This is a genomic window from Streptococcus sp. S784/96/1, assembly GCF_902729355.1.
In the GTDB taxonomy this organism is placed as follows: domain Bacteria; phylum Bacillota; class Bacilli; order Lactobacillales; family Streptococcaceae; genus Streptococcus; species Streptococcus caledonicus.
On the sequence record NZ_CACVCC010000011.1, the window covers coordinates 60,589 to 72,499 of the forward strand.

General features: G+C 37.9%; 12 protein-coding genes. 2 read left to right on the forward strand and 10 right to left on the reverse strand.

The window, feature by feature from the left end; all coding sequences use genetic code 11:
• Positions 1–183: 183 nt before the first annotated feature.
• The 9 genes from GZ996_RS05500 to cdaA all read right to left on the reverse strand — a co-directional run bounded on the left by GZ996_RS05500 (position 184) and on the right by cdaA (position 8,045).
• Positions 184–747 (reverse strand): redoxin domain-containing protein, encoded by a 564-nt coding sequence (locus GZ996_RS05500; protein WP_162011520.1) that lies wholly within the window; start codon positions 745–747, stop codon positions 184–186.
• A gap of 62 nt (positions 748–809) precedes the next feature.
• A complete protein-coding gene (locus GZ996_RS05505) occupies positions 810–1,127 on the reverse strand; it encodes a hypothetical protein (RefSeq protein WP_202922605.1) in 318 nt (105 codons plus the stop codon).
• Between the two features lie 21 nt (positions 1,128–1,148).
• On the reverse strand, positions 1,149–1,865 hold the full coding sequence (gene ccdA2, locus GZ996_RS05510) for a thiol-disulfide oxidoreductase-associated membrane protein CcdA2 (protein ID WP_162011521.1): 717 nt from the start codon (positions 1,863–1,865) through the stop codon (positions 1,149–1,151).
• A 167-nt stretch (positions 1,866–2,032) separates the two neighbouring features.
• Entirely contained in the window at positions 2,033–2,509 is a 477-nt protein-coding gene (locus GZ996_RS05515; protein ID WP_162011522.1) for an NUDIX hydrolase, read from the reverse strand.
• 1 nt (position 2,510) lies between these two features.
• Positions 2,511–3,113 (reverse strand): AAA family ATPase, encoded by a 603-nt coding sequence (locus GZ996_RS05520; protein WP_202922606.1) that lies wholly within the window; start codon positions 3,111–3,113, stop codon positions 2,511–2,513.
• Between the two features lie 87 nt (positions 3,114–3,200).
• A complete protein-coding gene (gene era / locus GZ996_RS05525; protein WP_162011524.1) occupies positions 3,201–4,100 on the reverse strand; it encodes a GTPase Era in 900 nt (299 codons plus the stop codon).
• 145 nt (positions 4,101–4,245) lie between these two features.
• Positions 4,246–5,598, reverse strand: a complete 1,353-nt coding sequence (gene glmM, locus GZ996_RS05530) for a phosphoglucosamine mutase (protein WP_162011525.1) — start codon at positions 5,596–5,598, stop codon at positions 4,246–4,248.
• A gap of 636 nt (positions 5,599–6,234) precedes the next feature.
• Positions 6,235–7,197: a CdaR family protein gene (locus GZ996_RS05535; RefSeq protein WP_156806399.1), complete on the reverse strand. Its 963-nt coding sequence runs from the start codon at positions 7,195–7,197 to the stop codon at positions 6,235–6,237.
• Positions 7,194–8,045 (reverse strand): diadenylate cyclase CdaA, encoded by an 852-nt coding sequence (gene cdaA, locus GZ996_RS05540; protein ID WP_162011526.1) that lies wholly within the window; start codon positions 8,043–8,045, stop codon positions 7,194–7,196. Before cdaA ends, GZ996_RS05535 begins: the two co-directional genes overlap by 4 nt.
• 98 nt (positions 8,046–8,143) lie before the next feature.
• Between cdaA and murT the strand changes: the two genes are divergently transcribed.
• Positions 8,144–9,487, forward strand: a complete 1,344-nt coding sequence (murT, locus tag GZ996_RS05545) for a lipid II isoglutaminyl synthase subunit MurT (protein ID WP_162011527.1) — start codon at positions 8,144–8,146, stop codon at positions 9,485–9,487.
• Positions 9,487–10,275: a lipid II isoglutaminyl synthase subunit GatD gene (gene gatD / locus GZ996_RS05550; RefSeq protein ID WP_162011528.1), complete on the forward strand. Its 789-nt coding sequence runs from the start codon at positions 9,487–9,489 to the stop codon at positions 10,273–10,275. The genes murT and gatD overlap by 1 nt, the downstream gene beginning before the upstream one ends.
• 141 nt (positions 10,276–10,416) lie before the next feature.
• Here the strand turns inward: gatD and GZ996_RS05555 are convergent, their stop codons facing one another.
• Positions 10,417–11,220, reverse strand: coding sequence for a TDT family transporter (locus GZ996_RS05555; RefSeq protein WP_238386403.1), 804 nt, complete (start codon positions 11,218–11,220; stop codon positions 10,417–10,419).
• Between the last annotated feature and the right edge of the window lie 691 nt (positions 11,221–11,911).

Below are 11,911 nucleotides of genomic sequence, written 5' to 3' on the forward strand. Positions count from 1 at the left end.
TTTTACTTTTTGAGCCATTTTCTCCACTTTTGGAAGAGTCATCTCTGATTTTGACATTGTTTTCGTATTTCCTTTCGTCTGAAGCGTTAGATAACCTAGGATAAGGATAATGACCAGTGCTAAACTGGCAAGTAACTGTTTAAGTACCATATGGGATAACTCCTTCACTGATTATAGATAGCATTACAAATTTGCTAATTGTTCCAAAATGTCATCAGATTCTAAATGACCGGGTTGGGTCTTGACAAATTCTCCCATTTCATTGATAAAACTGGATGTTGGGTAAACCCTTACACCTTGTTCAGAAATAAGCGTGCCATCAGGATCAAGAAGAACTGGTAAATGCTTATAACCAAGTTCCTTGTACCATTTTTTGAAGTCTTCTGTGGATTGTTCTCCCTTATGATCAGGAGATACCACTGATAGAATGACCGTATCTTCTGGTGCCTCTTTAGCAAGCTGATCTAATTCTTCAAGACCTGCTAAACAGATTGGACACCAAGAGGCCCAGTATTTAAGATAAACTTTTTTTCCTTTATAATCTGACAAGTGGTAAGTCTTTCCATCAATACCGGTCAATTGAAAATCCATACCTTCTGCAACAGTTTTCTGAGACTTATCTGACTGTGTAGCCATTGTTTTAGACATTTTAGCACCATTTTCGTCGCCCTTACCTGACTGTGTCGAGCAGGCAGTCATGACACCTGCACACGCAACTACGGTTGCTAGTAACTGTAATTTCTTCATTTCTTCCTCCTCCTTTGAGTCAAGATTTTCTAACTTGTCATGTCGTTCTTTTATGATAAGGCTTATTTCTTGCCATCCATCATTTTGTCTTCTGACATCTTCTCGTCGTCCATCATTTTGTCTTCTGACATCTTCTCGTCGTCCATCATTTTGTCTTCTGACATTTTCTTGTCGTCCATCATTTTGTCTTCTGACATTTTATCGTCGTCCATCATTTTATCTTCCGACATTTTCTTGTCATCCATCATTTTATCTGATTTTTCCATCATCGTGGTCTCAGCTTTTTTATCTTCCATCTTTTTTGTTGTCGAACAAGCTGTTAATAGACCTGTTGAGATAAGTAATAGTGCCATTGCTGTAAGTGTTTTTGTTGATTTCATGTGTGTTCTCCTTTTATACGTTTAAAATAATGTTTCAAAAAATGCTGTAATGGTATCAACTTTTCCAAGCATCAGAATGATTCCCATAATAATGATGAGTGCTCCGCCCATTTTTTTCATCCGTAACATATGAGGCTTGAGTTTGGCAAAATAGCGCATTACTACTGTTGTAGAAAGGCTGAGCAGTAAAAATGGTAGAGATAATCCTAAAGTATAAATCAGTAATAACAGTCCTCCTTGTAATGAATTACCACCACCAGAAGCCGCAAGCCCTAAAACAGACCCTAAAATGGGACCGACACAAGGTGTCCAACCAAAACTAAAGGTTAATCCTAATAGAAAGGCAGACCATGCTCCTTTTTTATCTTGAATGGAAAATTGCAATTTCTTTTGCTTTTGCAAAAAGGCAATTGTCAGTAAATCCATCTGATGCAATCCTAAGAGCAACATGATAGCTCCCATAATGATTCGAAAAATTGGACTATTTAAAACTTGACCCAGACTTGCTGCACCAAACCCTAAAATAAGAAAAACTGACGACAACCCAAACATAAAGCTGAGAGTTTTGGTAAGACTGTACCAGTTAAAGGTCATCCCCAAAAAACTCACCTCTTTTTCTTTACTAGAGTCTAGCAAAATCCCCATATATACTGGAAGTAAGGGGAAAATACAGGGAGAGAAAAATGAAAGTAACCCTGCAATAAAAACAGATAAGGAAAATAAAATCATTCCTTCCATGTCAACACCTCTTTCTTAATTTGTACATTAAGTATAAAAAAAATCCATGCTAAAAAACATGGATATTGCTATGTAAAAACTTGACTTTGATACGATGGTTTGAAAGGACAATGGTTATTCAATCTGATAACTAAAAACCGAGCAGAGTCTAACTTTTTAGCTAGTTATCAATGCCCTAAGGCAAAGCTATTAGTAAAATACTCCTCCAACATGAGGCGGTGTTTGGCAGACACCGATTCGAGTTGTGCGATTTCATCACGTGAGAAAAATTGCAATCGCAGTGTTTCTTCATTTTGAAAGTTTTCAATTTTTATTTCCGAGACTGCTTTTAATTCATAGATAAAAACAATCGTCTGCACCTTGTCACCATTTGGATAGATTTCTTCAAAGTTGGTGTAGACATTTAGCAACCGAATCGCTTCTACTGCAATCCCTGTTTCTTCTAGGAACTCTCGTTTAGCTGTATCTAATGAACTCTCTCCCAATTCCATTGTGCCACCGGGAATTGCCCATGTTTTCTTATCCCCACGCAACTGCATAAGGACCTTACCCTCATCGTTGGCCAAAATGCCACCAGCAAAATTGAGAATAATCTTATCGTGCCCTACTTTTGAACGAATGTAGGAAATATAATCTTGGTTCATGTTATAGATTACCTTTCTTTAAATAGGGTTGACACCATGTCAGTACGGCTTTTTCAACTTCTTCTTTACTCAAATTATCCACATCAAGAAAGTCAACATTATCTTTTTGTAATAGCCACTCTTTTTTCAAAGGTAACATTTCCTTAGTATAATGTTCAAAAAAACCTCTCTGACGTGTTGCATCCTTCTTTCTACGAGCTCTCAGAGTATCAATGGAAGCTTCTAAAAATAAGATACCATCTGGAACGCACTGCCTTATCTGACTTAGTTCTGTTTCTAGCTCTTTTTCGACATTCCATGATTTACCAATAGAGTTTGGATAGTATAGGGTATGAAACTCAATCTCCTCAGGTCCATAATCCATCAAAACAAAAGGGTGCTTCTTTGCTTTTTCCCAACGTTCTATTTCTTTTTGAAGCCAGAGTCGTTGAATCTTAATATAGTCTTCAAAAAGATTTTTATCCAAATTCCGCCTCCTAATCTCTTCAATAACATCACGATTATCTTCATTGATAATTGAGATAAAGGGGAAGTGTTTTTTTATGGCATTGACGACTGTTGTTTTGCCAACTGCCATCCCGCCTTGAATAACTAAAATGGTCATCATGCCTCCATAAATTCAAGTTTAGGTTAAAATGTCTTATCCGTAGGTTGCTTCACTCTCTTAGTTAAAAAGGTCCACTGGACCTTTCTAGTACTCTTTCTCATTGTAGCCAAAATCGGCGAGGTCGAGTTTTTTGTCTCGCCAGTTTTTCTTGACTTTGACCCAAGTTTCAAGGTAAACTTTGTCACCAAGCATGATTTCGATATCACGACGTGCCATTGTACCAATCTTCTTGAGCATGGCACCTTGCTTACCAATGATGATACCTTTTTGGCTATCACGTTCTACCATGATAGTTGCGCGGATATGTACTTTATCAGTCTCTTCATCACGTTTCATACTATCCACAATAACAGCAACTGAGTGAGGAACTTCTTGTTCTGTGAGTTTCAAAATCTTCTCACGGATCATTTCTGATACTAGGAAACGTTCTGGGTGGTCTGTGATTTGGTCTTCTGGGAAATATTGGAAACCTTCCTCCAGATTATCTGTCAAAACCTTAATCAATGTTTCAACATTATTGCCTTGAAGAGCTGAGATTGGGATAATTTCTTTGAAGTCCATTTGACTACGGAAATCATCAATCTGCGCTAGCAATTGGTCTGGATGAACCTTGTCAATCTTGTTAATCACAAGGATAACAGGAATTTTTGCAGCCTTTAAGCGCTCGATAATCATGTTATCACCCTTGCCACGCGCTTCATCAGCAGGCACCATAAAGAGAACTGTCTCTACTTCACGGAGGGTTGAGTAGGCAGATTCCACCATGAAATCGCCAAGCGCCGTTTTGGGCTTGTGAATCCCTGGGGTATCAATGAAGACAATTTGCTCAGTCTCTGTCGTGTAAATACCCATGATTTTATTGCGCGTTGTTTGCGCCTTGTCACTCATGATGGCAATTTTCTGCCCCATGACATGGTTTAGAAAGGTCGATTTCCCAACGTTTGGACGACCAAGAATGGCTACGAAGCCTGATTTGAATGTCATTTCATTTCTCTTTTCTTTGTTATATTAACTCTATTATATCATAGATTTGGAAAAAGGCAGAGCTAACATCTGAAACAATCCTAAAACGAAAATATCCTATACACCATAGTAAAAAGGCTGGGCAATACCAACCTTTCAATTCCTGTTAATCAATTCCAATTTCTACACGGACAACATCTGCAATGGTGTCAACGTAGTAATCTACTTGCTCATGTGTTGGTGCTTCTGCCATGACACGGAGCAAAGGCTCTGTTCCACTTGGACGTACCAAGATGCGACCATTGCCATTCATTTCGTTTTCCATTTTTTCAATGATAGCTGCAATAGCTGGGACTTCCATCGCCTTATCTTTCATGCTATTTTCAACACGGATATTAACCAATTTTTGCGGGTAAATCGTCACTTCAGAAGCCAACTCAGAAAGAGATTTCCCAGTTTCTTGCATCACTTTTGTCAACTGAATTGCTGTTAATTGCCCATCACCAGTCGTGTTATAATCCATGATAATCACATGACCAGACTGCTCACCACCGAGATTATAGCCATTTTTACGCATTTCTTCGACCACATATCGGTCACCAACAGCCGTTACAGCCTTAGCAATTCCCTCGCGATCAAGCGCCTTATGGAAGCCAAGGTTTGACATGACTGTCGTGACAATGGTATTTTGTGCCAACTGACCTTTTTCAGACATGTACCTACCGATAATGTACATGATTTTATCACCGTCAACAATCTCCCCATTTTCATCAACTGCGATCAGACGGTCACTATCACCATCAAAGGCAAGACCAATAGCTGAGCCAGATTCTTTCACCACTTCTTGCAATTGTTCAGGGTGAGTTGAACCGACACCAGCATTGATATTAAGCCCATCAGGTTTATCACCTATCACCGTAATTTCTGCACCTAAATCCAAGAAAATATTGCGTGCTGAAGCTGCAGCAGCACCATTTGCCGTATCAAGGGCAACCTTCATGCCATCTAAAGAAAGCCCCGTTGAAACCATGAATTTTTCATATTTACGAAGCCCTTCCGGATAGTCAACAAGAGTTCCTAGCCCTTCTGCTGATGGACGTGGGAGAGTGTCTTCTGTAGCATCAAGAAGTTCTTCAATCTCTGCTTCTTGATCATCAGCTAACTTAAACCCATCACCACCAAAGAATTTGATACCATTGTCCAAGGCTGGATTGTGACTGGCAGAAATCATGACCCCTGCGCTAGCATTTTCCGTACGTACCAAATAAGAAACACCTGGTGTCGCTAAAACACCTAGCTTATAAACTTCAATACCAACTGAAAGCAAACCTGCAATCAAGGCAGACTCAAGCATCTCACCTGAAATACGTGTGTCACGCGCCACAAAAACTTTCGGACGCCCTGTCTCATGCTGACTAAGAACATAACCACCAAAACGTCCAAGTTTAAAAGCCAATTCTGGCGTCAATTCAACATTAGCCTCACCACGGACACCATCCGTCCCAAAATATTTACCCATAAATAAGATACAAAGGGACATTTCGGCTTGCCGAAAATTTCCGTAGAAAAATAGGAAATCAAACGACGACGCTTGCGTCTAGTAATGATTTATCTTTTTTCCAGGAAATTAGTCCCATGTTCAATTCCAACCAAATTTAGTCGGTATCAAACATTTCCTTTCTCTAATTTTCTATTACATTATAAATAACAAGTTTACTTTCGAAAAGTTTGAGACGCAGACCGAGTTCAAATGTCTCGTTTAACAACCTCATTACCTTTCTTTTATATTAATTTTTTGCCAGTTCATGGCTAAATCACTTCGGAAATAAGACACTTTTCAGCGTCCCGTGTTTAATTCCAACCACAATTGGCTAGTACCAAACATTTCCTTTCTCTAATTTTCTATTATATTACTAATTAAATTCTCTTGTGAAAAGTTTGAGGCATAGACCGAACTCAAATGTCTCGTTTAACAACCTCATTACCTTTTTATTTCCATATCTATAGGTATTTTTCGCAATATGCAATATAATATATAGAAATAACGGTCTCATCATAACTCTTTTGAGCAACATCTTATCCTCATACAGAATCAGCATGTCATCATAAGCACTATCTTAGTCTAAATCTTTTTAGTGTCAATTAGATAACTAATTTATTTCTTCTTCACAACATTAAGTGTCACATCAACAACTGCTGGTGTCACAATCACATCATCCGCTGCTAGAGTCATCGTTCTAATCGTTGATTCTGTAATATCTGAAATGTTGATTGGAATGACAAGCTCACTTATAGCATCCAATGCCTGTTGATTACCTTGAATAACGGTTTTATCAAAGGATAGACTATATTTGATATCTGAAACATTACTAGGTAGCTCACCGGTATAATCTACTCGAATAGGTACTGTTTTGGTTAAACTACTCACTGTAATTTGTAAATTAGCGCTTGCTGGTTCAATGACAGCTGGTAAAATCATACCATTTTCAGAAACGGCTTGCAAGGTTATACTGTCATTATAGTCACCCTCCAATCGCATACCATCTGGTAGCGTCGCCACTACATGATCAATCTGTCCAATAATTGTCTCATCACTTGTTACCTTAACCTTTGTCAAGCCCAATTCATAAGACTTCAGTGCATACCCATCCGCAAACTGGTCTTCTGCTATTTCGACTCTAACAGGGAAGGTCTCTGTTTTTTTCTTTCCAATAGTCACTGACATGCTGACCGGTGAAACCGTAGCTGATACATCATCTGGTAAATCTTTCACCTGCAGTGTGACCTTGCTCGTTCCTTCGGTCAAATTCGTTAGATCTGCAACAACCTTGAATTTTCTTGTTGATCGATTAATCTCTGAATCCAATTTCAAGCGATTTGTTGAAGTCAAATACACCTCTGTCTCATAAGAGTAGCCTGAGATAAAATATTTATCACTGTCATACTTAATATCAATAGGAATATTTTCAAGAGTATGACTATAGGTTTCAGTCGTTCGATTAAATTGCGCCTGTGTACTGTTATAATTGCTAGAAGTGGCTGTAAAAAAAAGCAAAAGCGAGAAAAGTAAAGAAACAAGACCAATACCAAATTTTTTTGTAAAGAGTTTCTTTCTCATACCCTATCACCTCCAAACCAACGTTTCCAAAAACTTTCTTGAACTTCTTCCGTAATTAAGTGCTCTTTTAACAATGCCTCAAAGTTTTCGACACTCATATCATGGATAAAATTATCCTTATAGGCAACAGAAATCGCTCCAGTCTCTTCAGAAACAATGATAGTTAGAGCATCCGAATGCTCTGATAAACCAATTGCTGCACGATGCCTCGTTCCAAATTCTTTAGAAATCGCCTGAGATTCTGATAAAGGCAAATAAGAGCAAGCGGTGGCGACTTTATTTCCTTCAATAATAACTGCCCCATCGTGAAGGGGGGTATTTGGTATAAAAATGTTAATAAGGAGCTGACTTGAAATATCAGCATTAAGGGGAATCCCACTCAATTTATATTCTCTCAGAGTTTGTGTCCCCTTAATAGATATAAGTGCACCTATTTTACGAGGACTCATATAAGCAACCGACTTAACCAGTGCTTCTATAACTCTTTCTTCATTTTTAATCCCTTGCGTTCCAATAAAAACATTATTTGTGGCCCGACCAAAACGCTCCAACCCTGATCTAATTTCTGGAGCAAAGATGATAACACCAGCAATAATCCCATAAGTAATGACTTGATTCATTAGATAAGAAATGGTGGCAAAGCCCAGCCATTCTGCTACAAACTTAGTTAAGACAAAAAATACTGTTCCTTGAATAAGTGTCATAACCTTTGTTCCAGCAATTGCTCTTATGGAACGATAAATTAAGTAGGTAACAATGATAATATCTAAGAGATTAATCATCAAAACCCACGGACTTGATATCAGAGATGTCCAATAATTTACATCAATATTTGATAATAGCTTCATACGTTATCACTTGTTCTTTCAAAAATTCTTTTCTAATTATAGCACAAATCAAACTATTTTTCCTTAACTCTCTTCATGTTTTGTGGTAAAATATCCTCATGACTATTAAAACAAAACTAGGAATTTTAGCTGGTAAATCAGCTCACTTTATTCTTTCGCAATTGGGACGTGGTTCAACGCTTCCTGGAAAAATTGCTCTTAAATTTGATAAAGATATTTTAAGTAGCTTAGCTCAAGATTACGAGATCGTAGTTGTCACAGGCACTAATGGTAAAACCCTCACAACAGCTCTCACTGTCGGCATTCTCAAAGAAGCCTTCGGAGAGATTGTGACTAACCCAAGCGGTGCTAATATGATTACAGGGATTACGTCAACTTTTTTAACTGCTAAAAAAGGAAAATCCGGTAAAAAAATTGCGGTGCTCGAAATTGACGAGGCTAGCCTTCCAAAGATTACTGAATACATCACACCAAGCCTTTTCGTCTTTACCAATATTTTCCGTGACCAGATGGACCGCTACGGTGAGATTTACACCACTTACCAAATGATTTTAGACGGTGCAGCAAAGGCGCCTCAAGCGACCATTTTAGCTAATGGCGACAGCCCTCTTTTCAACTCAAAGCAAGTGGTTAATCCCGTTCGATTTTACGGTTTTGATACTGAAAAAGCTGCGCCAGCTTTAGCCCACTACAACACAGAAGGAATTGTATGTCCAAACTGTGAAGGTATTTTGCAGTATACTCTTAACACCTATGCAAACCTAGGGGACTATATCTGTCCAAACTGTGACTTCAAACGTCCTGAACTCAATTACAAATTAACAGCACTAAAAACAATCACCAATACTGCTTCTGAGTTTGTCATTGATGGCCAGGATTACAAAATCAATGTCGGGGGACTTTATAATATCTACAATGCCCTTGCTGCTGTTTCTGTCGCTGAATTTTTCGGTGTCTCTCCAGAAAAAATCAAGGCTGGATTTGATCAATCTCGTGCTGTCTTTGGACGTCAGGAAACCTTTAAGATTGGTAACAAATCATGTACACTGGTTCTCATTAAAAATCCAGTAGGAGCAAGCCAAGCTCTTGAGATGATAAAACTCGCTGACTACCCATTTAGCTTGTCTGTCCTTCTCAATGCAAACTATGCTGATGGAATTGATACTAGTTGGATTTGGGATGCTAATTTTGAACTCATCAATGAGATGGATATTACTGAAATCAATGCTGGTGGTGTTCGTCATTCTGAAATTGCTCGTCGCTTGCGTGTGACTGGCTACGATGAAACTAAAATTACCCAAGCTGAAAAATTGGAAGATATTATGGATTTGATTGAAACTCAAGAGAGTGATCATGCTTATATTCTTGCTACTTACACTGCTATGCTGGAATTCCGAGAGCTCTTAGCTCAGCGCCATGCTGTTGGAAAGGAGATGAACTAATGACTTATACCTCACTAAAATCTCCTGCAAACAAGGATTACCAATACGAACTCAATGTTGCCCACCTCTATGGAAACCTATTAAACACTTACGGTGACAACGGTAATGTTCTCATGATGAAATACGTTGGGGAAAAATTAGGGGTAAAAATGACCATTGATATTGTGTCTGTCGGTGATGAATTTGATGATAACTATTACGACATGGTCTTTTTTGGCGGTGGTCAAGATTATGAGCAATCTATCGTTGCTAAAGATCTCCCAAGTAAACGTGGACCTATTGACCGTTTCATTCAAAATGACAAGGTTATCCTAGCTATCTGTGGTGGCTTCCAGTTACTCGGACAATATTATATTCAAGCAAATGGCGCTCGCATTAATGGTATCGGAGTGATGGGGCATTATACCCTCAATCAAGAAAATAATCGTTTTATCGGTGATATCAAGATTCACAATGAAGACTTTAACGAAACCTACTACGGTTTTGAAAACCATCAAGGACGCACCTTCCTCTCAGATGATGAGAAGCCACTTGGAAAAGTGATTTATGGTAAGGGAAATAATAGCGAAGACGGCACTGAGGGTGTCCACTACAAAAATGTTTACGGTTCTTATTTCCACGGTCCTATTCTGTCACGCAATGCTAACTTAGCCTATCGCTTAGTCACAACAGCACTTCGTAATAAATACGGTAAGGATATCACCTTGCCAAGCTATCAGGATATTCTCAGCCTAGAAGTTGCTGAAGAATACGGAGACGTTAAAAGTAAGGCCGAATTTAATAAGTAAAAAAGCACGTTTTCGTGCTTTTTATGTTTCTAGCGCAACTTTTTCCCTATGAAAAATCCAAGATAGCCTATCAAGACATAGCTAACGATGAGCGTTGCGACCATGATTTCGAACACAACTAAAATCTGCCAAATAATTGGTTCAGGTAAAACCAGTATTTTTTAGAGCTGTCGCAGAAATGACCAGCGGAAAGGTAAAAGCTGAAAAAGCTGGTGTGAACGGATGATTAAGTAGCTTAGGTAATTGGAGCAAGATATAAAAATAGAAAAGCTGTGATACTACCACTAAAATTCCTAAAATCAATTTATTAGGAGTTTCAAAACTGGAAAGATAAGCTGCTGTGACTAAGGAAAATGGGGCACAAATTGTTGCTGTGTTCGGTTTCAGCGTTGTTTCCAACGGATGATTTTTCAACCGATAGAAAATGAGTGGTAAAACTAAAATAGTCGCTACAATGCTATAACTAACAATCACTTTTCCTAAAAAGAATTGCTGACTTAGTGGTGATGTTAAAGATGCTACACCAATACCAACATATAAGACCGTCCAAGAAGGAAAGACATTTGTAAGAGACAAAGATTTTAGATATTTCCTTGAGAAAAGCAACATATGGATTACTAGAGTAATTAACCAAATAAACCAAAAACTTTTTAAAAACCTTACAATCAAATCATGATTCCCAAAAAATTGTTTCACATAAGTCAACGCCAACAAACCTGACATAAAAAATGTTGTAAAGACAGATTGAACAAGGGGATTTTGCCATTGTTTCTTGATACTTTGACGATCTATTAACATAGAATAAATTAAATAGAAAAATAATAAGCTTGCAATAATACCACATAAAGCTGTTAAGTAAATGGATATCTCTTTAATTAAATTACCTAAACCAAGTATCCCTAGAATTAATCCAGCAGTTGCCAAAGGTGCCCTTTGTAGTTTCATACCCTCATTCCTCCCAATAATTAAAAATTATTATACCACTTTTTAGCTAGTTCGTTTTTTAATAGTTCTCAATATATTTTAATAATCACATTGGGGTAATTGGTGATTATTCCTATCAATTGCTAATGACTTAGTAAGTGACTAATATTCTTGCCTACTGTAATAACTTTACGCAACAAAGTCACTACTTCTCTAATTTTCCCAATAGTAGTAAAACAGTAAAATTCTTCCGTTCTATTTTGGTAAAATTAGTAATACTTTCACTTGTCAAAAAGGGATATAATACCGTAAACGTCCTTCTCCATACTAGGACAAGTGTTACTATATTAGTATAGACTAAATAACCGAAAACTTTAGAGAAAGAAAGAGGTAGGGACAAACCAGCACGATGGCGGAGCCCACACCCACAAAACAATGACAACCAATAGGCAAAGCCCTCGCTAAGTGCTATACTCTTAGTGAGGGCTTTGTGGTTGATAACTTAATGATAAAATCTATCAAGGGACAAACTAATCCACTCTATCTACGAGAACCCCAAAATATCGCCTAAGAAGCATGAGTATAAAAATACGACTACTATTAGAGAGACAAGTCCTCATCATTAGTTAGGAGGAAACGACTATGGATATCATCTATACATCTTGTGCTGGCATAGATATTCACCAAGCTATGATAGCTGTCTGTATCTTAC